The sequence below is a fragment of the Pseudomonas sp. SDI genome (assembly GCF_003105155.1).
GTDB lineage: Bacteria > Pseudomonadota > Gammaproteobacteria > Pseudomonadales > Pseudomonadaceae > Aquipseudomonas.
The window spans coordinates 232,693-259,316 of sequence record NZ_QETK01000001.1; the positions used below are offsets into that span (position 1 = coordinate 232,693).

The window sequence follows — 26,624 nt, forward strand, 5'->3', positions numbered from 1 at the left end:
GCAACCGGGTTTGTCAGGGCTGCCCAGGGGGCGCCGGTCTTTGTGGGGCCGGAACGCCATCGCGACAGTCGGCTTCCACAGCAACGTGCCGCCACGCAATTCAAGGCAAAAAAAATGGGCGACCGAAGTCGCCCTAAATGCCTTGCGTGCTCGTGCTACCTGGAAGCATCAGCGCTGCTTGCGCTTGTTCGAATCCTTCCAGATGAAAATGCCGAAACCGACGAAGAAAAGTAACATCAGGCCGACCGTAACCACCCCAGCGATAACCACATTATCGAAGAACATGGAGGCCTCCATTTGCCTGCACCTGTCTGATGGGTTAACAGTAGCGAATGTGCCGGAAGGGAACATTGACCGAGGTCAATGGCGCCCAAGGCAGGGCGCCGGAGGGGGGATGCAGGCTTGACCTGCATCAAGTTTTCAACGCTTCTTCGGTTTGCCCTTGGGCTTTTTCTTGGCCTTGCCCAGCGGCATGGCCTGCTCGAACGCCTGACGCACCTCGTTCAGGCGTTTTTCGTTGAGGTCATGCACACGACGGGCGCGCTCGGCACCGAAGTCGATCAGGTTGTCGTCTTGGCTCATGGTCTGGCTCGGGTAGCAACAGCAGATGAGGCAATAATGAAGGCTCGCAGCGACGCTGACCAGCAGCGCGTTCAGCCGCGCCTCACACTTCTATATCCACCAGCAGCCCCTGGCGAGGCTGATTGCCCATCAACGGCGCCACCGGCACAGTGTTGTCGGCATTCACTTCGTCGCCCGGCATGGGCTGGTACAACGCTTCTTCGTCCTGCTGTGCGTTGCGCCGGCCCTGACGTCGGCGCTGTTCTTCGCGCAACAGCACCACCGCCTGCTCGGGGTTACGGTGCTTGAGATCGATGGCCCCCTCGCTGGAGCTCGGCTGGGTGGGCACCACGGGCTTGATGTCCGGGGTCGGCTTGACCGGGTCGAGTTGCGAGGTGACCGGGGCAGCACTGAGCGGGATGATCGGCGGCAGCATGGGGTGGGTTCTCCTGTCACCTGCTGTATCGGCCAGGCAGGCACCGGCTTGAATAGAGCGCTGCAGTCAGGTGCGCGGGCACACAGTCGACCAGTTGTCGGGCCCGACGTTCGGTCGCCGGCTATATTGCTAGAACCTTTGGTCAATGAGCCCCTATCCGTTAAGATAGTCGGCTTTTTCATGGCGGGAGCAAGGCATTTATGGCGCAGCAGTATCAACCGGGGCAACGCTGGATCAGCGACAGCGAAGCCGAGCTAGGTCTGGGCACCGTTCTGGCACAGGACGGCCGCTTGTTGACCGTGCTCTACCCGGCCACTGGCGACACCCGCCAGTATTCTCTGCGCAATGCCCCGCTCACGCGGGTGCGCTTCTCGCCTGGCGACCAGATCACCCATTTCGAGGGCTGGAAGCTGACCGTGCGCGAAGTCGAGGTGATCGACGGCCTGATCGTCTACCACGGCCTCAACGCGCAGAACCAGCCGTGCACCCTGCCGGAAACCCAACTGTCGAACTTCATCCAGTTCCGCCTGGCCAGCGATCGCCTGTTTGCCGGGCAGATCGACCCGCTGCCGTGGTTCGCCCTGCGCTACAACACCCTGGAACACACCAGCCGCCAGCTGCAATCGCCGCTGTGGGGCTTGGGCGGCACCCGTGCGCAGCCGATCGCGCACCAGTTGCACATTGCCCGTGAAGTGGCCGACCGCATTGCCCCACGGGTACTGCTAGCCGACGAAGTGGGCCTGGGCAAGACCATCGAAGCCGGCCTGGTGATCCATCGGCAGCTGCTTTCCGGGCGTGCCAGTCGCGTGCTGATCCTGGTGCCAGAGAACCTCCAGCACCAGTGGCTGGTGGAAATGCGCCGGCGCTTCAACCTCGAAGTGGCACTGTTCGACGCCGAGCGCTTCATCGAGAGCGACGCCAGCAACCCGTTCGAAGACGCCCAGCTGGCGCTGGTGGCGCTGGAATGGCTGAGCGAAGACGACAAGGCTCAGGACGCGCTGTTCGCCGCCGGCTGGGACCTGCTGGTGGTCGACGAAGCCCACCACCTGGTCTGGCATGAAGACCAGGTCAGCCCCGAGTACGCCCTGGTCGAACAACTGGCCGAGACCATTCCCGGCGTGCTGCTGCTCACCGCGACCCCGGAACAGCTCGGCCAGGACAGCCATTTCGCGCGCCTGCGCCTGCTTGACCCGAACCGTTTCCACGACCTCGCCGCCTTCCGCGCCGAGAGCGAGAACTACCGCCCGGTGGCCGAAGCCGTGCAGGAGTTGCTCGACGAGGGCCGCCTGTCGCCGAAAGCCCAGGCCACCATCAGGGGTTTCCTCGGCGCCGAAGGCGAAGCACTGCTCGCTGCGGTCAACGATGGCGACACCCAGGCCAGCGCGCGGCTGATCCGCGAACTGCTCGACCGCCACGGCACCGGCCGCGTGCTGTTCCGTAATACCCGTGCCGCCGTGCAGGGCTTCCCGCAGCGCCAGTTGCATGCCTACCCGCTGCCGTGCCCGGACGAGTACCTGGAGTTGCCGGTTGGCGAGCATGCCGACCTGTACCCGGAAGTGAGCTTCCAGGCTCAGGGCGACAGCGACGAAGAAAACCGCTGGTGGCGCTTCGACCCACGGGTCGACTGGCTGATCGACACGCTGAAGATGCTCAAGCGGGTGAAGGTACTGGTGATCTGTGCCCACGCCGAAACCGCGATGGACCTGGAAGACGCCCTGCGCGTGCGTTCCGGCATCCCGGCCACGGTGTTCCACGAAGGCATGAGCATCCTTGAGCGCGACCGCGCCGCCGCCTACTTCGCCGACGAAGAGTTTGGCGCCCAGGTGCTGATCTGTTCGGAAATCGGCAGTGAAGGCCGTAACTTCCAGTTCGCCCATCACCTGGTGTTGTTCGACCTGCCGGCTCACCCGGACCTGCTGGAGCAGCGAATCGGCCGTCTCGACCGGATCGGCCAGAAGCACACCATCGAACTGCACGTGCCGCACCTGCAGAACAGCCCGCAAGAGCGCCTGTTCCAATGGTATGACCAGGCCTTGAACGCCTTCCTCAACACCTGCCCGACCGGCAACGCCTTGCAGCATATGTTCGGCCCGCGCCTGCTGCCGTTGCTGGAAAGCGGTGACGACGGCGAATGGGACAGCCTGGTCAAGGAAGCCCGTGCCGAGCGCGAGCGCCTGGAAAGCGAGCTGCACAGTGGCCGCGACCGCTTGCTGGAACTGAACTCCGGGGGGGCCGGCGAAGGCCAGGATCTGGTCGAGGCGATTCTCGAGCAGGACGACCAGTTTGCCCTGCCGATCTACATGGAAACCCTGTTCGACGCCTTCGGCATCGACAGCGAGGACCATTCGGAAAACGCCCTGATCCTCAAGCCGAGTGAAAAAATGCTCGACGCCAGCTTCCCGCTGGGTGACGACGAAGGCGTGACCATCACCTACGACCGCAATCAGGCGCTGTCGCGCGAAGACATGCAGTTCATCACCTGGGAACACCCGATGGTGCAGGGCGGCATGGACCTGGTACTCAGCGGTTCGATGGGCAACACCTCGGTGGCGCTGCTGAAGAACAAGGCGCTGAAACCGGGCACCGTGTTGCTGGAGCTGCTGTACGTGAGCGAAGTGGTCGCACCGCGGGCCTTGCAACTGGGTCGCTACCTGCCGCCAGCGGCGTTGCGCTGCCTGCTGGACGCCAATGGCAACGACCTCGCCGCACGGGTGACCTTCGAAACCCTCAACGACCAGCTGGAAAGCGTGCCGAAGGCCAGTGCCAACAAGTTCATCCAGGCCCAGCGCGACGTGCTGACGCCACGGATCAATGCTGGCGAAGCCAAGGTCCTGCCACGGCATGCCGAGCGGGTGGCCGAGGCACAGCGCCGTCTGGCTGCGGAAACCGACGAGGAACTGGCGCGCCTGACCGCGCTACAGGCGGTCAACCCGACCGTTCGCGACAGCGAGATCGAAGCGCTGCGCAAGCAACGTGAAGACGGCCTGGCGATGCTGGAGAAGGCCGCCTTGCGCCTGGAAGCGATCCGCGTGCTGGTCGCCGGCTAACAGCAATCGCGGGACGAGCCCGCGCCTACAGGGTTACACACCACCTGTAGGCGCTGGCTTGCCTGCGATCGAGCCGGGCCACGTTCGGACGAAGCGGTCGCAGAGCCTGCGCGCGTGATTTACCTGTCACACCGCAGTTGCAGGTTTTGCTGGCGCTATGCACCAGGTCGCAGGCAAGCCCGCGCCTAGAGGTAGTGCAGTAGCCGAAAATTCCTACACAGCCGCCCCCACCGCCACACTGTCCTCCACCAGCCCCTCCTTCATCCGCTGCGCATCCCGGCTGAAGCAGCGCGACGCCAACAGCAGAAACACCAGGGTCAGCGCCAGCGCCACCGGAATCAGGTACATCGCATCGTGCAGCCCAATGGCCTTGAACGCCTCGGTCATCTGCCCTTCACCGGCCGCGAGCATCGCCGCTTGCGCAAAGTGGTCCGAGAGCAACCCCACCACCACCGGCCCCAGGCCACCACCGAGCAGATACAAGCCGGCAAAGAACAACGCCATCGCCGTCGCGCGCAAGCGTGGCTGCACCACGTCCTGAATGGCCGTGTAGACGCAGGTATAGAAGTTGTAGGCGAACAACCAGCCCACGCCGAACACCGCCACGAATACACCGATCTCGACTCGCCCGGCCTGCAGCGCCCAGGCCGTGGCCACGGTCGCGACCAGCATGCTGAACGCGCCGAACAACAGGCGCCCACTGGGCATACGCTGGTGGATCTTGTCCGCGACCCAGCCGCCAAGGGTCAACCCGACCAGCCCGGTAAGGCCGACAATCACCCCGGTGGCCACTGCCGCCTGCTGCAACGACAAGAGGAAATAGCGTTGCAGCATCGGCACCATGAACGAGTTACAGGCATAGGTGGCAAAGTTGTAGGTCAAGCCCGCCAGCACCAGCCAGCCGAAGGTCGGGATCATCAGCACCCGGCGCAGCGGCCGATCGACCGGCGCCTGCGAGACGTTCACCACTTCTGCGGCGCCACGCGCCGGCTCGCGAATCATGAACATGAACAGCGCCAGCACCAGGCCCGGCAGCGCCGCGATGAAGAACGGCGCGCGCCAGCTGCCGAACGCCTGCACCATCGCACCAATGCTGAAGAACGCCAGCAACAGCCCCAGCGGCAGCCCCAGCATGAAGATGCCCATCGCCCGCGCGCGGCGTTCGGCCGGGAACAGGTCGCCGATCAGCGAGTTGGCCGCTGGCGCATAACTGGCCTCGCCAATACCGACCCCCATGCGCACCAACAGGAAGCTCCAGAAGCTGCCGACCATGCCGTTCACCGCCGTCAGCCCGCTCCAGGCGGCCAGCCCCCAGCCCATCAGCTTGCTGCGCGAACCGGTGTCGGCCAGGCGCCCCAGCGGCAAACCGGCCAGCGCATAGACCAGGGTGAAGGCGGTGCCGATCAGGCCGATCTGGAAGTCGCTGAGGTGCCATTCCAGACGGATCGGCTCGATGATGATGGCGGGAATCGTGCGGTCGAAGAAGTTGAACAGGTTGGCCAGAAACAGCAAAAACAGAATGCGCCAGGCATTGGTCGCTTGGGTGGGGCTCTGCATCGGTCGATCCCTCTGTTGATGGCGAAACGTGCCAGCACGCCGATGAAATCTAGAAGCCCGGCACCGATCTGTCTGCCACCATTGACCGCCGTGATACCGGGTAATTGTAACCATTTGCGGCGTTATAACCGGCAGCGATGGCGTCAATGAACAAATCGTAGAAGTCAATGTGCCATTAATGCGGATGGGTTAATCCGCCCTCTCTATACTCTGGCGACACGGTCTCCGGTGAAGTCGAGAGGGGACGGGCACAATCTCGATCAAGAGGCATGCTATGGAGTGGCTGGGGCTACATGTGCTCGCCGATCTTCCGGCAACCGGGCAGACCGTCCTCGACTGCCGGCACAACCCGTACCTGGTGGTGCTGGCGTACCTGGTCGTCTGCACCGGCAGCTTCGCCACCCTGCACATGCTCGAACGCGTCGCCAGCACCGAACAGCCGACCGCCCAGCGCCAATGGCGACTGCTCGGGACCTGCTGCCTGGCCGGCAGTATCTGGGCCATGCACTACATCAGCATGCTGGCTTTCGAAGCCACCGTGGAGGTGCACTACGACGTCGCCCTCACCGCCACCTCGCTACTGCTGATGCTACTGGCCGCCTGGCTGGCCATGAACGTGCTCAGCCGGCCAACCTGGCAAACCCGCCACTATCTGCTCGGCGCCACCTATATCGGCCTGGGTATCGGCGCCATGCACTACACCGGCATGGCGGCCATGCGTTCCAACGCCCTGCAGTACTATCGCCCCGAACTGCTGCTCGGTTCGGTGCTGATCGCTTTTGCGTCGAGCCTGGTGTCCTTGCTGCTGGCCAAACGCTTCCGCCACGGCCACGGCACCGTGCATCAATTGCTCAAGTACGGCGCCGCGCTGGTCATGGCCGGCGGCATCATCACCACCCATTTCACCGGCATGTGGGCACTGACCCTGGTCCTGCCCAACGGCGTGCCGCTACGCCTGCCGATGACCGACAACAGCCTGCAACTGAGCCTGAGCATCGCCTTCATCACCCTGCTGATCAGCGCCAGCAGCATCAGCGCGGCCCTGGCCGACAAGAAGCTGCAAAGCAAAGAGCACGACCTGCGCCGGGTCAACATGCTGCTCAGCCAGCTCGACCAGGCCCGTGTGTCGCTGCAGCAGGCGGCGCATTACGACGCCCTGACCAACCTGATCAACCGCCGCGGCTTCAATCAGGTGTTCGCCGAGCGCCTGGCCGAACAGAGCAGCAACGAAGGCATGCTGGCGGTGATGTTTCTCGATATCGACCATTTCAAGCGGATCAACGACAGCCTTGGCCACGATGCCGGCGACCAGTTGCTCAAGGTGATCGCCGGGCACATCAAGGCCGCCACGCGCCCGCAGGATGTGGTGGCGCGCTTTGGCGGCGATGAATTCTGCATCCTGATCAGCCTGCACAGCCGGGATGAGGCGCGCCACCTGGCGCAGCGGGTGATGCACAAGCTCAAGGAGCCAATCGACCTTGGCGGTCGGCGCATGGTGATGACCACCAGCATCGGCATCAGCGTGTTCCCCGACGACGGCAGCAGTTGCGACGAACTGCTGAAAAACGCCGACCTCGCGCTTTACCAATCCAAGGGCTGTGGGCGCAATAACCTGAATTTCTTCAGCAGCAACCTGAAAACCCGCGCCACCCTTGAACTGCAACTGGAAGAGGAACTGCGCCTGGCCTTGCTCGAAGACTGCGGGCTGCGCCTGCACTACCAGCCGATCTTCGACCTGCACAGCGGCCAGGTGTCCAAACTCGAAGCACTGATTCGCTGGCAGCACCCGCAGCACGGCCTACTCAGCCCCGACCGGTTCATCGGCATCGCCGAGGTCAACGGGCTGATCGCCGACCTTGACCTGTGGGTGCTACGCCACGCCTGCCAGGACCTGGCCCTGCTCAACCGCCACGGTTTCTCCGACCTTCGGGTCACGGTGAACTGCTCGGCCTTGACCCTGGGCCGCGAAGAACTCGCCACGGAAGTCGAGCACGCACTCAGCGCCGCCGGCCTGCCGGCCTGGCGCCTGGAGCTGGAAGTGACCGAGAACGCCCTGATGGGCAATATCCACAGCACCATCAGCCTGCTCAAGCGCATCCGCGCTACCGGCGTGTCGCTGTCGATCGACGACTTCGGCACCGGCTATTCGTCGCTGGCCTACCTCAAGCGCCTGCCGCTGGACACCCTGAAGATCGACCGCTCGTTCATCCAGGACATCCCGCGCTCAAGCCAGGACATGGAGATCGTCCAGGCCATCATGATCATGGCCCACACCCTGCACCTGAAGGTGATCACCGAGGGTGTGGAAACCGTCGAGCAATACGCTTTCCTCAGCGAGCACGGCTGCGATGCGATCCAGGGCTACCTGCTTAGCCGGCCAGTGCCACTGGGCGAGTTGCGCACTGTGCTCGCTGAGCTCAATCAGCGCGAGGAGCGCCTCATGGCGTACAGCGATACAGCTCAATCAGGGTCGCCGGATCTTTTTGCAGATGCCCCTGGCTACCGTGCAAGCGCATCAGCTGCGCCGCCAGGCCGCTGATCGGCGTCGCCGAACCCTGCTCGCGAGAGAACTTCACCGCTGTATCGAGATCCTTCAACAGGGTGCGCACATGCCACTTGATCGGCTCGAAACGGCTTTCGGCCATTTGCGGGGCCAGGATCTGCAGGGGTTTGGAGTCGGCAAAGCCGCCCGCCAGGGCTTCGGCGATCAAACGCGCGTCGACCCCCGATTGCTCGGCCAACGCCACCACTTCGGCAATCACCAGCGCGTTGCAGGCCACGATCATCTGGTTGCAGGCCTTGGTCACCTGCCCTGCGCCCACCGCGCCCATGTGGGTGACCCGTTGACCGAGGGTCAGCAGCACCGGGCGGACCCGTTCAAGGTCCGCAGCGTCACCGCCGACCATGATCGCCAAGCTGCCGGCTTCGGCGCCCGGGGTGCCACCGGACACCGGCGTGTCGAGCCAGGCCATGCCGGTGCGTTCGGCCAGGGCGGCGGCCATTTCCCGGGTAGCGGTCGGCTCCAGGCTGGAAAAGTCCACCAGCAGCTGCCCGGCCCGCGCGCCCTCGACCACACCGCCGGGGCCGAACACCACCTCGCGCACCACCTGGGTATCGGCCAGGCACAACATCACCACATCCGCCGCCGCGCACAGCTCGGCCGGGGTTGCCACCACCCGTGCACCGGCGGCGACCAGCGCCGCGCATTTGTCCGGCGAGCGGTTCCACACGGTCAGCGGATAACCGGCCGCGAGCAAGCGGCGACACATCGGCAGGCCCATCAGACCGATACCGGCAAACCCAAGGGAAGGCAGTGCAGTACTCATTCAACGCTCCAGGCAAATTAAAGAAGTTCAAGAATTGGACGATTCAGTCTAAGACGTGACAGGAAAACCCCTAGAGGGTTATCGGGCAAGACCCTATCGCTCACGCCAAACGCGCACTGCTAAAGTCGCGAAACTTATCCCGTGATGGCTCGATGATATCTGCCTTGTACAGGCCATCCACCCCAGGCAAATGGCGAAAAATGACCTCCAAGAACACTTCTGCCAACGCGGTTTCCGAGCTGACCCCGTCCGCCACCGTGACCGGGCCTCGAGAATACTACAGCCCTCGTTCGCTCACCCCGCAGCAGTACCTGTACTTTACCGAGTCGGACATCCAGCGCATCCTCGATAACCTCGACGGCCTGCGCGACCTGGTGTTCCCGCCCAGCGTGCATGTCGAAGACGACACTCAACTGCGCCTGGACCAGCAGTTCCCCTCGGTGTGCCTGATCGGCCTGGGTCGTTGTGGTTCGAACATCGCCCTGGATGTCGCCGAGCTGGTGTACAACGCGCGGACCTTCTACCTGAACGAGTTCAACAACGAAGACCGGGTCGGCAACGACCCGAGCTACAGCCCGGCCCGCTGGATTCGCAACAACCTGCGCCTGGTCCAGAACAAGGGCGCCAAGCCGGTGTTCCTGGTCGAGCCGCTGGTGATGCTGGGCGACCTGGACAAGGACATTGCCGGGCGGATCCGCTTCTCGCGCAAGGGCGAAAAGAGCGGCTTTTTGCGCGACTACAGCAAGATGAAAATCATGGACCTCTCCGAGGTGCATGCCGGGGGGGCGGGTAACGCGCCGATTCTCGGCCAGTACCTGGCCAAGATCATCCTGAACAAGGAAACCCAGCGTTTCTCCAGCGCCGACTGGAAGCTGATCCACTCGTACCTGATCGACTCGTGCGGGATCAAGGCCAACCAGTCGCGCCTGTATTTCTACATCTTCAGCGCTGGCGGCGGTACCGGCTCGGGCATGGCCTCGGAGTTCGGCCTGGCTCAGCAGTACTCGTACATGAACAAGACCTTCGACACCAAGCCGGCCGACGAGAACGACGGCAAGAGCGGGCACTCGTTCGTTTTCGAGCCGATCTTCACCAGCGGCATCTGCGTGCTGCCGAACATCTCCGACCACCGCAGCGAGATGTCCGAGGCGCTGCACATCAACGCTGGGCGACTGCTCTGCAAATACCTGTCCGAAGAATGGGACTTCTCCTATAACTTCGACAATGAAGACAGCAGCGAAGCCAGCGTGATGGGGCGGATTCGCCCGTGGAACGCGATGATGCTGATCTCCAACGACATCATGCGCTATGCCGAAGAGAACGACGACGGCAACATCCAGAACATCGACGTGAACGCGATGGAGAAGCATGCGAACCAGTACATCTCGCAGCAGATCTTCAACATCCTCACGGCCCAGGCGGTGACCACCGACTACGACCAGAACTACTTCCGCCGTGCCGGCATCGATATCGGCGAAACCATTCGCCTGGACGCCAATGACCTGTTCATGAGCCTGGCCGGGCCGGTGGCGATCGCCTACGCCGAGTCGGTGGTGCCAGAACAGCCGCACCCAAGCTCCGACAAGTTCAAGGTGTTCGAGAAAGAGCAGCCTCGGCTGAACATCGACGACCTGTTCTTCCGCTCGATCGACCTGCCGCACTTCAACAAGGTGACCCAGGCCATCGAGGGCATCAGCCTGCTGCCGATCGAGTCCAAGCGTTATCGTGCGGCGCTGGAGCAGTACAAGGCGTCCGGCTATGACGCGGCGGCGCTGCATGACCTGCACTTCTTCAAGAACTGCTCGTCGGTGGTGTCGATCGTTTCGCTGCCCAAGGACTACAAACTGTCCTACATGGACCTGAACCGCCTCAAGACCCACCTCAACAGCCTGTTCCCGAACACCACGCTCAAGCGCTATGCGCTGGTGATCGGCGCCTCGGCGAACCTGTCGCTGACCACCTTGATCGCCAAGAGCCCGTGCCTGTCGGACGACTTCCTGACACTGATCGTGGCCTTCATCAAGCGTTGCTTTGCGCGTGCGCCGTATCGCTTCGACGATACCCTGGACAACGCGATCCTCGACTTCATCACCAGTGAGGCATTCGAGGAAGAGCGGATCGACGACCTGCTCAACGAGTTCGAGAACCCGGCGAAGATCCTCGACACCAACTGGTATGCGATCAAGCCGATGTACGAGAAAAAGTACCGCGAGCTGATCAACGACAAGAGCAAGTTCGTCTCGATCAACGATATCCGCCTGTCGCGCGAGTGCGTGAAGAAGGCGGTGAAGTACCTGCGCGAGATCTACCGTCACCGCATCGGCAAGACGCGGGTGATCTCGCTGAACAGCCATACCGGGAAAGTGGATTACTAAAGACCCCGCTGCAACCTATCGCGGGACAAGCCCGCTCCCACAGGGTTTATAGCAATGCCTCTGGGAGCGGGCTCGTCCCGCGATTGCGATCTCAACGACTGTTACTTTTCCAGCCCCACTGTTACCAACAACCACCCCGCCTGATCGCTCCTGCGCACCAAAAGCAGAGGGCTGTTCGTTTTCGCGCACCAAATCAGTGCGCGATCAGGCAGCTTTCTTTTCCTGAATCACGATGAACGGCGAAACCACCACCGCCCAGATCTGCGGATCGCGCGTCTGAAGGTCTAGCGCCTGCTCTGCGCTGAGCGGACCAACCGTGCCGGCATTACGCCACACCGCGAAGGTTTCGCTACGGTTTTCGGCCATTGCCTGCGCCACCTCGATCAGGTCCAGGCTCGGCTCGACCCAAATCAGGTCACCCTTGGCCCAAAAACGCTCCAGCGCTTTCCACTCGATTACTGCCGTCTCGCCGAGCAATTTGGCATAGAGGGTGCTTGGTTGATCAGTCATGGGTTCCTACCAGAAATAATTCGACCACTGAAAGGTCGGTATTTTTGCAGAAAAACCCAGTTTCAAATAAGTAATTGATCGACAAGGCACGAAAGGCACAGCGTAGCCGCGCAATAGCGGCATTTTAATGGCGCCTTTCTGTATCTTTATGTCGATTAGGCGACACCCCTGGATTTTGCCCCGACAGGCCCGCTTTTCAAGCGATCAAGCGGCGCTCTACACTGTACCGGTACAGTTGCCGGGGCACTTTTCGGGACAGCGGGGCTTGCGTTACGGCGTGGCCGTAGCGATGCTGCCGATCCGGTCCTGTGCCCTGGCCGCCAGGACTATAAAAATTACAACAGAATGAGTGGAGCACTATGAGTAAGGCTACGAAGCAGATTTCCAAACTGTTCGCCGCAATGGTTCTGGCCGGGGTTGCCAGCCATTCGTTTGCAGCCGATACCATCAAGATCGGCATTGCCGGCCCGAAAACCGGCCCGGTCACTCAGTACGGCGACATGCAGTTCATCGGTGCCAAACAGGCCATCAAAGACATCAACGCCAAAGGCGGCGTCGACGGCAAGATGCTCGAGGCCAAGGAATACGATGACGCCTGCGACCCTAAACAGGCCGTGGCAGTCGCCAACAAAGTGGTCAACGATGGCGTTAAATACGTGATCGGCCACCTGTGCTCCAGCTCCACCCAACCTGCCTCCGACATCTATGAAGACGAAGGCGTGATCATGATTACCCCGGCGGCCACCAGCCCGGAAATCACCGCCCGTGGTTACAAGCTGATCTTCCGCACCATCGGCCTGGACAGCGCTCAGGGCCCGGCAGCGGGTAACTACATCGCCGACCACGTCAAACCGAAAGTGGTTGCCGTGCTGCACGACAAGCAGCAATACGGTGAAGGTATCGCCACCGCGGTCAAGCAGACCCTGGAAGGCAAAGGCACCAAGGTTGCCGTGTTCGAAGGCTTGAACGCCGGTGACAAGGACTTCTCCTCGATCATCCAGAAGCTCAAGCAGAACAACGTCGACTTCGTCTACTACGGCGGCTACCACCCAGAGCTGGGCCTGATCCTGCGCCAGGCTCAGGAAAAAGGCCTGAAAGCCAAGTTCATGGGCCCAGAAGGCGTCGGCAACGACTCCATCTCGCAGATCGCCCAGAACGCTTCCGAAGGCCTGCTGGTCACCCTGCCGAAGTCGTTCGACGCCGAGCCTGCGAACAAGGCTATCGTTGACGCGATCAAGGCCGACGGCAAAGACCCAAGCGGTCCGTTCGTGTTCCCGGCCTACTCGGCTGTCGAACTGATCGCCCAGGGCATCAAGGCTGCCAAGTCCGAAGACACCGACAAGGTCGCCGCCGCGATCCACGCCGGCACCTTCAAGACCCCGACTGGCGACCTGTCGTACGACAAGAACGGCGACCTGAAAGACTTCAAGTTCGTCGTCTACGAATGGCATTTCGGCAAACCTAAAACCGAAGTTTCCCCTCAGTAATCCCGTCTGACTCATGACCAGAAGCCCACTGTGCGAGCAGTGGGCTTTGTTTTACGAGGTTCATGGGCCCGATTCCCGCGATCCGGGAGCGGGTTCACCTGAAAATCTTAAAACCGTCACCAGCGGTTCTCTGGCAGCGCACGCGTCGAAGTGGCTCAAGACCACACGGCCGGGCCGGGCTCACCCCCACCAGTGAAATGCGTATCAGGTTTTTAGGAGCGCTGTAATGCCTGAGATCTATCACTTCTTCCAACAGCTGGTTAATGGCCTGACCATTGGCAGCACCTATGCCTTGATAGCCATTGGCTACACAATGGTTTACGGCATCATTGGAATGATCAACTTCGCTCATGGCGAGGTGTACATGATTGGTTCCTACGTGGCCTTCATCGTCCTTGCCGGGCTGGCCATGATGGGTATCCATTCCCTGCCGCTGTTGATGACCGCCGCGTTCGTCGCGACGATCCTCGTAACCAGTGCCTACGGCTACAGTATCGAACGGGTCGCCTACCGGCCGTTGCGTAACAGCAACCGCCTGATCCCGCTGATCTCGGCCATCGGCATGTCGATCTTCCTGCAGAACACCGTGCTGTTGTCCCAGGACTCCAAGGACAAATCCATTCCCAACCTGATTCCGGGGAGCTTCTCCTTCGGCCCGGGCGGTGCGGAAGAAGTCCTGATTTCCTACATGCAGGTGCTGGTCTTTGTGGTCACCCTGATCGCCATGACCGGCCTCACCTTGTTCATCTCCCGTTCCCGCCTGGGTCGCGCCTGCCGCGCCTGTGCCGAGGACATCAAGATGGCCAACCTGCTGGGGATCAACACCAACAACATCATCGCCCTGACCTTCGTCATCGGTGCTGCCCTGGCAGCCGTGGCGGCGGTACTGCTGAGCATGCAGTACGGCGTGATCAACCCCAACGCCGGTTTCCTGGTGGGCCTGAAGGCCTTTACCGCGGCCGTGCTGGGTGGCATCGGCAGTATTCCGGGCGCGATGCTCGGTGGCCTGGTGCTCGGGGTGGCCGAAGCGTTCGGCGCCGACATCTTCGGCGATCAGTACAAGGACGTAGTGGCGTTCGGTCTTTTGGTTCTGGTGCTGTTGTTCCGGCCGACTGGCATTCTGGGCCGTCCGGAGGTTGAAAAAGTATGAACAGACATCTCAAATCGGCGTTTTTCAGCGCCTTGCTGGTGTGGGCCGTGGCCTTCCCGGTGCTGGGCCTGAAGCTCAGCATTGTCGGTATCAACCTTGAAGTGCATGGCCAGGGCCCGCTGACCCTGACCGTGATTGCCGTGTGTTCGGTGCTGATGTTCCTGCGTGTGCTGTTCGACAAGCAGTGGAGCGCCATGATGAAGTCCGGGCCGAAAGGCTCGCTGGTATCGCCCAAGGTCAGTAACTTCCTGACCCTGCCGCGCACCCAGCGCTACATCATCCTCGGCCTGATCGCCGTAGCCCTGATCTGGCCGTTCTTCGGCTCGCGGGGCGCCGTCGACATCGCCACCCTGATCCTGATCTACGTACTGCTCGGGCTGGGCCTGAACATCGTGGTCGGTCTGGCCGGCCTGCTCGACCTCGGTTACGTCGGCTTCTATGCCGTCGGCGCCTACAGCTACGCGCTGCTGTCGCACTACTTCGGCCTGAGCTTCTGGATCTGCCTGCCGATTGCCGGCCTGATGGCGGCCACCTTCGGCTTCCTGCTCGGCTTCCCGGTATTGCGTCTGCGCGGCGACTACCTGGCGATCGTGACCCTCGGCTTCGGCGAGATCATCCGCCTGTTCCTGCGTAACCTCACCGACCTCACCGGCGGCCCGAACGGTATCAGCAACATCCCGAAACCGAGCTTCTTCGGCCTGACCTTCGAGCGTACCGCCAGTGAAGGCATGCAGACCTTCCACGAGTTCTTCGGGCTGCAGTACAACTCGGTGAACAAGGTGGTGTTCCTCTACCTGGTCGCGCTGTTGCTGGCACTGCTGGCGCTGTTCGTCATCAACCGCCTGCTGCGCATGCCGATCGGGCGTGCCTGGGAAGCGCTGCGTGAAGACGAAATCGCCTGCCGGGCACTGGGCCTGAACCCGACCGTGATCAAGCTGTCGGCCTTCACCCTGGGCGCCTGCTTCGCCGGTTTCGCCGGTAGCTTCTTTGCCGCACGGCAAGGCCTGGTGACCCCGGAATCGTTCACCTTCATCGAATCGGCGATCATCCTCGCCATCGTCGTGCTTGGCGGCATGGGCTCGCAACTGGGGGTGATCCTCGCGGCCATCGTGATGATCCTGTTGCCAGAGCTGATGCGCGAATTCAGCGAGTACCGCATGCTGATGTTCGGCGCACTGATGGTGCTGATGATGATCTGGCGTCCGCAAGGCTTGCTGCCTATGCAACGTCCTCATATGGAGCTGCGTCGATGAGCCGCGAAATTCTGCAAGTCAGCGGCCTGAGCATGCGCTTCGGCGGCCTGTTGGCGGTCAACGGCGTGGCCCTGTCCGTCAAGGAAAAACAAGTGGTGGCACTGATCGGCCCGAACGGCGCCGGCAAGACCACCGTGTTCAACTGCCTGACCGGTTTCTACAAGCCGAGCGGCGGCAGCATCCTCCTCGACGGCCAGCCGATCCAGGGCCTGGCCGGCCATGAGATCGCCCGCAAGGGCGTGGTGCGGACCTTCCAGAACGTGCGCCTGTTCAAGGAAATGACCGCGCTGGAAAACCTGCTGATCGCTCAGCATCGCCACTTGAACACCAACTTCTTCGCGGGCCTGTTCAAGACCCCAAGCTTCCGCCGCAGCGAACGCGAGGCCATGGACTACGCGCAGTTCTGGCTGGACAAGGTCAACCTGACCGAATTCGCCAACCGCACTGCCGGAACCTTGGCCTACGGTCAGCAACGTCGCCTGGAAATCGCCCGCTGCATGATGACCCGCCCGCGGATCCTCATGCTCGACGAACCAGCGGCAGGCCTCAACCCGAAGGAAACCGAAGACCTCAAGGCGCTGATCAGCCTGCTGCGCGAGGAACACAACGTCACCGTGCTGCTGATCGAGCACGACATGAAACTGGTCATGAGTATTTCCGACCATATCGTGGTGATCAACCAGGGCACCCCGCTGGCCGACGGTACCCCGGAGCAGATCCGTGACAACCCTGAAGTGATCAAAGCCTACCTGGGGGAAGCGTAAATGCTGCAGTTCGAAAACGTTTCCACCTTCTACGGCAAGATTCAGGCGCTGCACAGCGTCAACGTCGAGATCCGCCAGGGCGAAATCGTAACCCTGATCGGCGCCAACGGTGCCGGCAAATCCACCCTGCTGATGACCCTCTGCGGTTCGCCGCAGGCGCACAGCGGCAGCATCCGCTACCTGGGTGAGGAACTGGTCGGGCAGAGTTCGGCGCAGATCATGCGCAAGAGCATTGCCGTGGTGCCGGAAGGCCGGCGGGTATTTTCCCGGCTGACTGTCGAGGAGAACCTGGCCATGGGCGGGTTCTTCACCGACAAGGGCGACTTCCAGGAGCAGATGGACAAGGTCCTGCACCTGTTCCCGCGGCTCAAGGAGCGCTTCAGCCAGCGGGGCGGGACCATGTCCGGCGGTGAACAGCAGATGCTGGCAATCGGCCGCGCGCTGATGAGCAAGCCCAAACTGCTGTTGCTTGATGAGCCGTCGCTGGGTTTGGCGCCGATCATCATTCAGCAGATCTTCGACATCATCGAACAGCTGCGCCGCGATGGCGTGACCGTGTTCCTGGTAGAACAGAACGCCAACCAGGCACTGAAGATCGCCGACCGGGCCTACGTACTGGAAAACGGCCGGGTGGTGATGGAAGGCAGCGGTGAAGCGCTGCTGACCGACCCGAAAGTGCGCGATGCGTATCTGGGTGGTTGATCGCTACTGGTAACACCCGAATGCCCTGACTTGCGAGAGTCGGGGCATTTTTGTTTGCCGGTGACGCACACCTGATATTTCTGCTAGTTGCTGTAACCTATTCAGGCGCCGAGTATCCAACGACGTAACACGACTAGGGCCGAACATGAGCCTGACTACGTTGCTCAGCTACACGTACACGTCACTGGACGAGTTGCGCAGTCGTAGCACTGCACAGGCGCCGCCGGTGCAGGTTTTTCATCAGCACAATGGATTGATTGTGGAGATCAATGGGCAACGGCATTGCAGAGTCCTGCGTGGGGGGACAGCCATCCTTGCGCAACTTTCTGGCGCTGGCGACAGCGACAGTCGCGAATTACTTTTGACCGACAAACAGCACTCGGTGGTGGGCAAGTTCAGCAGCGAATGTAGTCACTTCCATTGCTACACAGCCTATGGCCATACAGCCGCTGGTGCCATCGATTTACAGGGTTTCAACGGTGAACGCCGCGAACCTGTGAGCGGCCATTATCTGCTCGGCAGCTACCGTGCCTTCAACCCGGTGTTGATGCGTTTCAATAAACCGGACACGCTCAGCCCGTTCGGCAAAGGTGGTTTGAACACCTATGCGTACTGTGCCGGGGACCCCGTGAACCGCGCCGATCCGAGTGGTCATTCATTCCTTTCTGGCCTCCAGAAATTAATGGGTATAGGCGCCAAGCGCAATGCCAAATTATTACTGGAACGACGCAATATCCTTGCCAACAACCTGAGGAACGAAGCCCTGAGGAGGATATCGAACCGACTTGCTGGTGTCGGCCCTTATCTTGTTAAACGGCCCAAAGTTGAAATGGACTGGGTGAATATTCGTGATTTCACCAAACTCGATGCCAAACATGCCCACATGTATACAAACAGCGACGGCAGCGAATTTCATATCAGGCTCCACGGTGTCCCTGGGCAGGTCGAGTTACCTAACCAGCGACTCGTTTCGGGCCAACAGTTCGCGGACAACTTGGAAGGGTTATACAATCCAGCCACTGTAAAGCGCATCAACTTGCACATGTGCTACAGCGCGACTGCACCAAGGCCCGGACTACCTTCAACGGCTGAATCAGTTGCCCGAACCACAGGCAAACCGACAACAGGCTATGCAGCCAACCAGTTTGATATTTATGCCAGTACGGACGCACCAGGCGCAGATCCTTATTGGTATTACTATTCCGCTGTCGGTCCTGCGCAGAACGGTAACAACATCGGAACTACCTTTCTCCCCAAGGCGATAAAAAATGTACGGCGCGTGAGTAAATCATGAACACCTAGCCACTCATCGCTAGCAAGGTCGAGTCGTCGCACCGAAGCTCCCATAGGGGTCGCAGGGCCCGCTTCATTGGAGGTATCACAACGCCCCCAGCAGCTGACTCCCGCGCTGGAACCAGCGATTCAAATACGCCACCAGCACCTGCACCTTCTTCGGCATCGCGCCCTGGTATGGATGCACCAGGAACATCGGCGTGCTGCGCGTCTGGAAATCCCGTAACAACCACTGCAAGCGGCCATCGGCCAGCTCTGCTGCGAGCATGTACGACGGCAAGCGTGCCACCCCTGCCCCGAGCAACGCAGCCTTCTTCAGCAAGCTGTAATGATTGCTGGCAAACGACCCCGAGACCGGCACCCGCAACAACTCATGCTGCTGGTGATACAGCCATTCTTCGCGGCCCTGATAGTGACTGTTGAGCAAACAGCGATGCTCGCTCAGTTCTGCCGGCCGCAACGGCTCGCCATAGCGCTCCAGGTACGCCGGGCTGGCGCAGGTCAGTTCCTGCATCGCCAGCAAGGGCCGCGCCACCAGCCGCGCATCGCTCTGCACATCGGTACGGATGGCCAGGTCGAAGCCATCGCCGAGCAAGTCCCGGTAGCCGTTATTCAGTTCCAGCTCCACGTGCAGGTCCGGGTGGGCCTGGGCGAACTCCAGCAGCAGGCCCTCGAAAAACGTCTCGCCCAGCGACACTGGTACCGTCAACCGCACCGGCCCGGCCAGTTCGTCCTTGAGCATGGCCAGGGTCTGCCGCGCGCCATCCATTTGCCGCACCAGCGCCTGCGCCTGCGGTAGCAGCATCGCCCCGGCCTCAGTCAGGCTCAGCTTGCGCGTGGTGCGGTGCAGCAATTTCACCGAATGGCTGGCCTCCAACTGGCTGATCCGCTTGGATAGCTGCCCCTTGCTCCAACCCAGCTGCTGCGCGGCCAGGGTGAAACTGCCGGCATTCATCAGCACGGCAAAAGCCGCCAGATCGTCGAGGTCGCTCATAGATTGTTTCCAGACGAAAACCAAAGGTTGCCTATTAGCACGCTTATCTGGGAAAAAATCCACCCTAGACTTGAGCGACACCCTACCCTTGCGAGGAACCGCTGCATGAAAATCCTGCTGATCGGCGCCAACGGAACCATCGGCTCGGCCGTCGCCACCGAGCTTGCCCAACGCCACGAAGTGGTGCGTATCGGCCGCAACAGCGGCGACTTCCAGGTCGACATCAGCGACAGCGCCTCGATTCGTCGCCTGTTCGAACAGACCGGCCGCTTCGACGCCCTGGTCAACGCGGCCGGCAGCGTCACCTTCGCGCCCCTGCAAGAGATGAACGCAGAGCACTTCGCCCTCGGCCTGAAGGACAAGCTGATGGGCCAGGTCAACCTGCTGCTGATCGGCCGCGAGTTCATCAACGACGGCGGCTCGTTCACCTTCACCAGCGGTATCCTCAACCGCGACCCGATCCGTACCGGCGCCTCGGCCGCACTGGTCAACGGCGCCCTCGATGCCTTCGTCAAGGCCGCCGCGCTTGAGCTGCCACGGGGCATCCGGGTCAACTCGGTCAGCCCCACCGTGCTGGTCGAAGCCATGCCGCACTACGCGCCCTACTTCCGTGGCTTCAAGCCGGTGCCGGCAGCCGAGGTTGCGCTGGCCTACGCCAAGAGCGTCGAAGGCTTGCAGACCGGGCAGACCTTCATCGTCGGCTAAGCGCTTGTGGTTGCGCCCAAGGCTAAGTAACGTGGCGGCACTTTCTGGTCGAGACTCTGGAGTTCCCTCGATGCGTGCCGCCCCTTCGCTGTTGTTAGCCGCCCTGCTGCCCCTCTTCGCCGGTTGCCAGATGCTGGACGAAAAGCCGCTGCAGTCCACGGTCGGGCAAACCCGCCTGCAGGGCGAGCTGAGCGCGGCCGGCGGCCAACTGCTGTTCAAACCGTGCAACGAAACCCGCCGTTTTGCCATTGCCGACAGCGGCAACACCGGCATCCTGCAGGAAGCGGTCGCCCTGGCCGCCACCCCCGGCACGCTGTTCGCCGACCTGCGCGGCACCCTCGGCAGCAGCCAGGGTGCCGGCAACGATGGCCAGATGAACGTGCAGAAGCTGTTCCGTATCGAGCACTCGGCCAATGCCTGTAGCGACCCGAACTTCAAAAAGCTGACCCTGCGCGCCCACGGCAACGAGCCGGACTGGAACCTCAATGCCGGCGGCAAAGGCATGGTGCTGACCCGCCCGGGCGTGCCGGAACTGGCGGTGCCGTACCTGGAAGAGCAGATGCCCGATGGCCGCTTCAGCCTCAGCACCGAAGCCAACGGCCAGCGCGTCGACCTCTGGGTGGCGCCGCAACGCTGCGTCGACAGCGCCACTGGCGCGGTCAGCCACCTGACCGCCGAGCTGCGGGTCGATGGGCAAACGCTGCGCGGCTGCGCCTATTACGGCGCCGGGCGTAACGACTGAGCGTCGGCAGGTGGCTTTTAAGCTGCCTGCCAGCGCTTCTACAGCTTATACTTGGCGGTTTGTGCAAAGCCGCCGGCCCATTCATGGCCGGGATACTGGACCCTGTCATGCTACGAATCACCGAACTGAAGTTGCCGCTGGACCATCCCGACGAAGCCCTGCGCGACGCCATCGTGCAACGCCTGGGGATCAGCGACGAGCAGTTGCTGGACTTCACCCTGTTCAAGCGCAGCTACGATGCGCGCAAGAAGAACAGCGAGCTGCTGTTCATCTACACCATCGACCTGAACGTCAGCGACGAAGCCGCCGTGCTGAACAAGTTCGCCGACGACCACAACGTCAATCCGGCACCGGATGTGAGCTACAAGTGGGTCGGCCAGGCGCCGGACGGCGGCCTGAGCGAGCGCCCGGTGGTGGTCGGTTTCGGTCCGTGCGGGATCTTCGCCGGCCTGCTGCTGGCGCAGATGGGCTTCAAGCCGATCATCCTCGAACGCGGCAAGGAAGTGCGTCAGCGCACCAAGGACACCTGGGGCCTGTGGCGTAAAAGCGTGCTCAACCCCGAGTCCAACGTGCAGTTCGGCGAAGGCGGCGCCGGGACCTTCTCCGATGGCAAGCTGTACAGCCAGATCAAGGACCCGAACCACTATGGCCGCAAGGTCCTGCACGAGTTCGTCAAGGCCGGCGCGCCGGAAGAGATCCTCTACGTCAACAAGCCGCACATCGGCACCTTCCGCCTGACCGGCATGGTCGAGAACATGCGCGAAGAGATCATCGCCCTGGGCGGTGAAGTACGCTTCGAGCAGAAGGTCACCGACCTGCTGATGGACGACGGCCAACTGACCGGCGTGGTGCTGGCCAGTGGCGAGCAGATCGACTCGCGGCACGTGGTGCTAGCCTTGGGCCACAGCGCCCGCGACACCTTCCGCATGCTGCATGCGCGTGGCGTGTTCATGGAAGCCAAGCCGTTCTCCATCGGCTTCCGTATCGAGCACCCGCAGACCCTGATCGACCAGGCGCGCCTGGGCAAATATGCCGGGCACCCGAAACTCGGCGCAGCGGACTACAAGCTGGTGCACCACGCCAAGAATGGCCGCTCGGTGTACAGCTTCTGCATGTGCCCAGGCGGCACTGTGGTCGCGGCGACCAGCGAGCCGGGCCGGGTGGTGACCAACGGCATGAGCCAGTACTCGCGTAACGAGCGCAATGCCAACTCCGGCATCGTCGTCGGCATCACCCCCGAGCAGGATTACCCGGGCGGCCCGCTGGCCGGTATCGAGCTGCAGGAGCGGCTGGAAGCGCACGCCTATGTCCTCGGCGGCAGCAACTACCAGGCCCCGGCGCAACTGGTCGGCGATTTCGTTGCCGGCAAGCCGTCGACCGCGCTGGGCAGCGTCGAGCCATCGTACAAGCCGGGGGTGAGCCTGGGCGACCTGGCACCAAGCCTGCCGGACTTCGCCATCGAGGCGATCCGCGAAGCGTTGCCGGCGTTCGATCGGCAGATCAAGGGTTACAACCTGCATGACGCGGTATTGACCGGGATCGAGACGCGCACCTCGTCGCCGTTGCGAATCACCCGCGATGCAAGCTGCCAGAGCCTGAACCTCAAGGGCCTGTTCCCGGCCGGCGAGGGTGCCGGTTATGCCGGCGGGATTCTGTCGGCAGGTGTCGACGGGATCCGCATTGCCGAGGCCGTGGCCAAGAGCATGCTGGGCCTGTAACGGCCTGGTCGCGGGCCCTGCCCGCTCCCGCCGCAGGCCGCTATGCTGTTGTGGGAGCGGCGCGCGCGCCGCGATGGGCTGCGCTGCAGGCCCCTTGGCAATCACTTATAACAAAAAAGAATATATTTTTTGTTTTAATGCCTAACCCACCGGGTTAGGGTGATCCACCTTTTCGTACATCGGATGGAGGAGCACCCTTGCCTCTACGTAGCACTTTCACACGGTTCTTCCAGCTGGAAGCTGCCAGCGGTCTACTCCTGATCGCCGCAGCGGCCCTGGCACTGATCATCAACAACTCACCGCTGTCGTACCTGTACAACGGCCTGCTGGAGGTTCCAGTGGTCGCCCAGGTGGGCGCGCTGAAAATCGCCAAGCCTTTGCTGCTGTGGATCAACGATGGCCTGATGGCCCTGTTCTTCCTGCTGATCGGCCTTGAGGTCAAGCGCGAGATCATCGATGGTCATCTGTCGAAACCCTCGCAGATCGTCCTGCCGGGCGCTGCCGCGATTGGCGGCATGGTGGTGCCGGCCCTGATCTACTGGTTCCTCAACAAGGACAACCCGGCCGCCGTGGCCGGCTGGGCGATCCCGATGGCCACCGACATCGCCTTCGCCCTCGGCGTGCTGGCGTTGCTCGGCAAGCGCGTACCGGTATCGCTGAAACTGTTCCTGATGACCCTGGCGATCATCGACGACCTCGGCGCCATTATCGTCATTGCACTGTTCTACTCCGGCACCCTGTCGAGCGTGTCGCTGATGCTGGCTGGCGCCTGCCTGGTCGCCCTGGTGCTGATGAACCGGCTGGGGGTGATCAAGCTCGGCCCGTACATGGTCGTCGGCCTGATCCTCTGGGTGTGCGTGCTCAAAAGCGGCGTGCATGCGACGCTGGCCGGGGTCACCCTGGCGTTCTGCATTCCGTTCCGCACGAAAAATGCCGAACCGTCGCCGTCGCTGGCGCTGGAACATGCCCTGCACCCGTGGGTGGCGTACGGCATCCTGCCGCTATTTGCCTTCGCCAATGCCGGGGTATCGCTGGCTGGGGTGAACCTGGAAAGCTTCACCCATCACGTACCAATGGGCATTGCCGCCGGCCTGCTGATCGGCAAGACCCTGGGCGTGTTCGGCCTGACCTGGCTGGCGATCAAGCTGGGGCTGGCGGCATTGCCAGCCGGGGCCAACTGGGGCCAGGTGCTGGGCGTGGCGATGCTGTGCGGGATCGGCTTCACCATGAGCCTGTTTGTCGGCTCGCTGGCCTTTGTGCCGGGCAGTAGCGAGTATGCTGGCATGGACCGCATGGGGATTCTCACCGGGTCGATTCTGGCCGCACTGGTGGGGTATGCGGTAACGGCGCTGGCCAGCCGCAAGTCCGCCTAAAAAGCATCACGGGACGCCTCGGAGCGACGGTACGGCGATCCGACGCGTCCCGCGATTGCTTTCAGGGCTTAGTGCGCAACCCGGCTGGTGCCATTCACGGTCATGATCCGCACACGCTCGCCCACGCGGAAGATCTCGTTTTCCTGCACCGCCTGCACATAGGCCCGCATGCTGCCGTCGTCTTCACGTACGGTGATCTCCACCCCTTGCGTACGGGTCAGGCCCTCCTCGGTTGCCGAACCCAGCAAACCACCCGCCACCGCACCGATCACCGCCGCGACAATGCTGCCGCGACCGCCGCCGACCGCACTACCGGCGACACCGCCGACCACGGCACCGGCGCCGCCGCCGATTGGGGTCTTGGTACCCTCGATCTTCACCGGGCGCAACGATTCGATGGTACCCATGCGCACGGTCTGCACCCGACGCGCTTCTTCACGGGAATAGGAGTCGCCGCTCAGGTTAGAGGCACAGCCACCGAGCAACAACGACATCGTGGTGAACGAAGCCACCAGCAGAGCAGATTTACGCATAGGATCATCTCCAGAAGACAGGTAGTCATTAGACGCCGCGTGTTGACCGCTGTCACGACACACGCAGTATAAAATTGCTTCCATTCAGCTTCGGTACAGCCAGCACCCTCGCGCTGGCACACACGCACCTAGCAGGCAAGGATAGACATGGATTACTTCATCATCGCCATCACCACCGCGGCGGGGCTGTATTTCCACTGGTGGCTGTATGTGCGCATCAAGCGCTGGAGCGACCGCGACCTGGCCTTGTCGCTGGCGGGTAACGATGAGCGCAAGCGTGCCTTCATGCTTGAACGTCTGGACCACGCCCGCGCACAAAAGGTCAAACGAAAGGAACTGGCGGCCTGGCTGGAACGCGCGGCCGCCGAGTACAGCGCTTAAGGCGCCAGACGCTCGCGGGTCCAGTGGCCCGCTTCCAGGCGATAGTTCAGGCGGTCGTGCAGGCGGCTGGCGCGGCCCTGCCAGAACTCGATGCGCTCCGGCAGCAGGCGGTAGCCACCCCAGTGCTCCGGGCACTCCGGCTGGCTATCGCTGAAGCGCTGTTCGGTGGCCTTGAGCAGGCCTTCCAATTCGCCACGGTCGGCAATCACCCGGCTCTGCGGCGAGGCCCAGGCGCCCAGGCGGCTGCCCATCGGGCGTACCTGGTAATACGCATTGGATTCCTCCGCCGACACCTTGACCACCTTGCCTTCGATCCGTACCTGACGCTCCAGGGTCGGCCAGAAGAAGGTCATCGCCGCGTACGGGTTGGCCAGCAGATGCTCGCCCTTGGCGCTTTCGTAGTTGGTGAAGAAGGTGAAGCCGTGCTCGTCCAGCCCCTTGAGCAACAGCACGCGGCAGTGCGGCCGGCCCTGCTCGTCCACCGTGGCGAGCATCATGGCGTTGGCCTCGACCGGCGCCTGTTCGGTTTTCAGCGCATCGGCGAACCATTGATGAAACAGCGCGAAAGGCTCGGCCGGGGCCTGAGCCTCGCTGAGGCCATCGCGGGTATAGTCGCGGCGCATGTCAGCCAGTGATTGAGTCATTACAGCGTTCCTTGGCGATCAGTTGGTCTTCGCAGGGCTGTTGTTGGCAGCGACTTTCTTGTCGGCCGGCGCGGCTTTTTTAACGGCCGGCTTGGCCGCAGCAGCTTTCTTCTTCGGCGCAGCAGCGGCCTTGGCCGGTGCTGCTTTCTTCGCGCTGCTGGCAGCGGTTTTCTTGGCCGGGGCCTTGGCTGCTGGCTTGGCCACCGCGGCAGCCTTGGCCGGCGCCTTGACGCTCTGCACCGCGACGATTTCCGCTGGCGGCGGGGTCGGTTGCTGGTAGCGCGCCAGAATCGCGAGCATGGTGTTCTGCGGGGTCAGGACCATCTCCACGCGACGGTTCAGCGAACGGCCCTGCAGGCTGTCGTTGGCCGCACGCGGCATCACCGAGCCCATGCCGCGCAGGTTCAGGCGGTCACGCTGCAGGCCGCTGAGGCGGAAGATCGCTGCCACCGACTGGGCGCGTTCCTGGCTCAGCTTCTGGTTGGCCGGCGCCGCACTGCTGGTGTCGGCATGGCCGAGTACCAGCACGGCAGTCTTGCTGTCGACTTCGACAATCTTGGCCACCCGGGTGATCGGGCCAAGGGTGATCGGCAGCAGCATGGCCGGGCGGTCCGGGTTATAGCCGCTGTCGACCGGCAGGGTCACCACCAGCACATCGTCGCGGCGCTCCAGTTCCAGCTTGCTGTCCTTGATCGCTTCGCGCAGTTTCGGCTCGTAGGTGTCCAGCCAGGCCTGGGTGGCCTTGGTGTCGATCTTCGGCACGGCGTGGGCCTTGGCTTCGACCTTGTCGCTGTCGCCGAACGGCCACCACCAGCGGCTGGCGCTCTCGGACTTGGCATCGGCCTTGGCGACCTTCTCGGCGACCACTGCTTTCACTTCCTGCTTGGCCACTTCGTCCGAGCCAAAAGGCCACCAACTGCTGCGGCCGCTCTCGGCCGAACCGTTCTGCGGGTGCTGGGCGCAACCGGTCATGACCAGGCACAGCGCGAGAGCTAAGGTTTTATGTGAAGACATCACTGATACACCATGAAAATGAAAGAAAAATAGGCCGCCAACGCAAACCGTTGGCATGC

General features: G+C 62.3%; 24 protein-coding genes. 14 read left to right on the top strand and 10 right to left on the bottom strand.

Features of this window, described 5'->3' with window-relative positions:
* Nucleotides 1-168: 168 nt before the first annotated feature.
* From ccoM to DCO48_RS01165, 3 genes are all read right to left on the bottom strand, one after another.
* Nucleotides 169-285, bottom strand: a complete 117-nt coding sequence (ccoM, locus tag DCO48_RS23075; protein WP_305887839.1) for a cytochrome c oxidase subunit CcoM — start codon at nt 283-285, stop codon at nt 169-171.
* Between the two features lie 135 nt (nt 286-420).
* A complete protein-coding gene (locus tag DCO48_RS22655) occupies nt 421-582 on the bottom strand; it encodes a hypothetical protein (RefSeq protein ID WP_165840715.1) in 162 nt (53 codons plus the stop codon).
* Between the two features lie 82 nt (nt 583-664).
* Nucleotides 665-997, bottom strand: coding sequence for an aspartate-semialdehyde dehydrogenase (locus DCO48_RS01165; protein WP_116548797.1), 333 nt, complete (start codon nt 995-997; stop codon nt 665-667).
* 200 nt (nt 998-1,197) lie between these two features.
* Here DCO48_RS01165 and rapA point away from each other — a divergent pair, with 200 nt between their 5' ends.
* Entirely contained in the window at nt 1,198-4,044 is a 2,847-nt protein-coding gene (gene rapA / locus DCO48_RS01170; protein WP_116548798.1) for an RNA polymerase-associated protein RapA, read from the top strand.
* 213 nt (nt 4,045-4,257) lie between these two features.
* On the opposite strand, the gene DCO48_RS01175 is transcribed toward rapA, so the two are convergent.
* Nucleotides 4,258-5,601, bottom strand: coding sequence for an MFS transporter (locus DCO48_RS01175; RefSeq protein ID WP_116548799.1), 1,344 nt, complete (start codon nt 5,599-5,601; stop codon nt 4,258-4,260).
* Between the two features lie 274 nt (nt 5,602-5,875).
* Here DCO48_RS01175 and DCO48_RS01180 point away from each other — a divergent pair, with 274 nt between their 5' ends.
* Nucleotides 5,876-8,140: a bifunctional diguanylate cyclase/phosphodiesterase gene (locus DCO48_RS01180; RefSeq protein ID WP_116548800.1), complete on the top strand. Its 2,265-nt coding sequence runs from the start codon at nt 5,876-5,878 to the stop codon at nt 8,138-8,140.
* On the opposite strand, the gene DCO48_RS01185 is transcribed toward DCO48_RS01180, so the two are convergent.
* Nucleotides 8,040-8,927: an NAD(P)-dependent oxidoreductase gene (locus DCO48_RS01185; protein WP_116548801.1), complete on the bottom strand. Its 888-nt coding sequence runs from the start codon at nt 8,925-8,927 to the stop codon at nt 8,040-8,042. The genes DCO48_RS01180 and DCO48_RS01185 overlap by 101 nt on opposite strands.
* Before the next feature lie 200 nt (nt 8,928-9,127).
* On the opposite strand from DCO48_RS01185, the gene DCO48_RS01190 reads away from it, so the two are divergent.
* Entirely contained in the window at nt 9,128-11,302 is a 2,175-nt protein-coding gene (locus tag DCO48_RS01190) for a hypothetical protein (protein WP_116548802.1), read from the top strand.
* Between the two features lie 204 nt (nt 11,303-11,506).
* Here DCO48_RS01190 and DCO48_RS01195 read toward each other — a convergent pair whose 3' ends face one another.
* Entirely contained in the window at nt 11,507-11,812 is a 306-nt protein-coding gene (locus DCO48_RS01195) for a DUF2288 domain-containing protein (protein WP_116548803.1), read from the bottom strand.
* A 359-nt stretch (nt 11,813-12,171) separates the two neighbouring features.
* Here DCO48_RS01195 and DCO48_RS01205 point away from each other — a divergent pair, with 359 nt between their 5' ends.
* From DCO48_RS01205 to DCO48_RS22860, 6 genes are all read left to right on the top strand, one after another.
* Nucleotides 12,172-13,299 (top strand): branched-chain amino acid ABC transporter substrate-binding protein, encoded by a 1,128-nt coding sequence (locus DCO48_RS01205; RefSeq protein ID WP_116548805.1) that lies wholly within the window; start codon nt 12,172-12,174, stop codon nt 13,297-13,299.
* Nucleotides 13,300-13,525: 226 nt separating this feature from the next.
* Nucleotides 13,526-14,449, top strand: a complete 924-nt coding sequence (gene livH, locus DCO48_RS01215; protein ID WP_116548807.1) for a high-affinity branched-chain amino acid ABC transporter permease LivH — start codon at nt 13,526-13,528, stop codon at nt 14,447-14,449.
* On the top strand, nt 14,446-15,702 hold the full coding sequence (locus tag DCO48_RS01220; RefSeq protein WP_116548808.1) for a high-affinity branched-chain amino acid ABC transporter permease LivM: 1,257 nt from the start codon (nt 14,446-14,448) through the stop codon (nt 15,700-15,702). The genes livH and DCO48_RS01220 overlap by 4 nt, the downstream gene beginning before the upstream one ends.
* Nucleotides 15,699-16,466 (top strand): high-affinity branched-chain amino acid ABC transporter ATP-binding protein LivG, encoded by a 768-nt coding sequence (livG, locus tag DCO48_RS01225; protein WP_116548809.1) that lies wholly within the window; start codon nt 15,699-15,701, stop codon nt 16,464-16,466. Before DCO48_RS01220 ends, livG begins: the two co-directional genes overlap by 4 nt.
* Nucleotides 16,467-17,168: an ABC transporter ATP-binding protein gene (locus DCO48_RS01230; RefSeq protein WP_116548810.1), complete on the top strand. Its 702-nt coding sequence runs from the start codon at nt 16,467-16,469 to the stop codon at nt 17,166-17,168.
* 145 nt (nt 17,169-17,313) lie between these two features.
* On the top strand, nt 17,314-18,462 hold the full coding sequence (locus DCO48_RS22860) for an RHS repeat-associated core domain-containing protein (RefSeq protein ID WP_256583939.1): 1,149 nt from the start codon (nt 17,314-17,316) through the stop codon (nt 18,460-18,462).
* 84 nt (nt 18,463-18,546) lie between these two features.
* Here the strand turns inward: DCO48_RS22860 and DCO48_RS01240 are convergent, their stop codons facing one another.
* Nucleotides 18,547-19,455: a LysR family transcriptional regulator gene (locus tag DCO48_RS01240; protein ID WP_116548811.1), complete on the bottom strand. Its 909-nt coding sequence runs from the start codon at nt 19,453-19,455 to the stop codon at nt 18,547-18,549.
* 105 nt (nt 19,456-19,560) lie between these two features.
* Between DCO48_RS01240 and DCO48_RS01245 the strand changes: the two genes are divergently transcribed.
* The 4 genes from DCO48_RS01245 (at nt 19,561) to nhaA (ending at nt 23,993) form a co-directional block, all read left to right on the top strand.
* On the top strand, nt 19,561-20,160 hold the full coding sequence (locus DCO48_RS01245; RefSeq protein WP_116548812.1) for a short chain dehydrogenase: 600 nt from the start codon (nt 19,561-19,563) through the stop codon (nt 20,158-20,160).
* 70 nt (nt 20,161-20,230) lie between these two features.
* Nucleotides 20,231-20,902, top strand: coding sequence for a COG3650 family protein (locus DCO48_RS01250; protein WP_116548813.1), 672 nt, complete (start codon nt 20,231-20,233; stop codon nt 20,900-20,902).
* A 107-nt stretch (nt 20,903-21,009) separates the two neighbouring features.
* Nucleotides 21,010-22,620 (top strand): NAD(P)/FAD-dependent oxidoreductase, encoded by a 1,611-nt coding sequence (locus DCO48_RS01255; RefSeq protein WP_116548814.1) that lies wholly within the window; start codon nt 21,010-21,012, stop codon nt 22,618-22,620.
* Nucleotides 22,621-22,817: 197 nt separating this feature from the next.
* Nucleotides 22,818-23,993: a Na+/H+ antiporter NhaA gene (gene nhaA, locus DCO48_RS01260; RefSeq protein ID WP_116548815.1), complete on the top strand. Its 1,176-nt coding sequence runs from the start codon at nt 22,818-22,820 to the stop codon at nt 23,991-23,993.
* A 68-nt stretch (nt 23,994-24,061) separates the two neighbouring features.
* Here nhaA and DCO48_RS01265 read toward each other — a convergent pair whose 3' ends face one another.
* A complete protein-coding gene (locus tag DCO48_RS01265) occupies nt 24,062-24,526 on the bottom strand; it encodes a glycine zipper 2TM domain-containing protein (protein WP_116548816.1) in 465 nt (154 codons plus the stop codon).
* A gap of 147 nt (nt 24,527-24,673) precedes the next feature.
* Here DCO48_RS01265 and DCO48_RS01270 point away from each other — a divergent pair, with 147 nt between their 5' ends.
* The gene (locus tag DCO48_RS01270) at nt 24,674-24,907 is read left to right on the top strand and encodes a hypothetical protein (RefSeq protein ID WP_116548817.1); all 234 of its coding nucleotides are present in this window, start codon (nt 24,674-24,676) and stop codon (nt 24,905-24,907) included.
* On the opposite strand, the gene pdxH is transcribed toward DCO48_RS01270, so the two are convergent.
* On the bottom strand, nt 24,904-25,551 hold the full coding sequence (gene pdxH / locus DCO48_RS01275; RefSeq protein WP_116548818.1) for a pyridoxamine 5'-phosphate oxidase: 648 nt from the start codon (nt 25,549-25,551) through the stop codon (nt 24,904-24,906). The genes DCO48_RS01270 and pdxH overlap by 4 nt on opposite strands.
* Before the next feature lie 18 nt (nt 25,552-25,569).
* Complete coding sequence (locus tag DCO48_RS01280) at nt 25,570-26,565, bottom strand: OmpA family protein (RefSeq protein ID WP_116548819.1); 996 nt, start codon at nt 26,563-26,565, stop codon at nt 25,570-25,572.
* Nucleotides 26,566-26,624 lie beyond the last annotated feature (59 nt).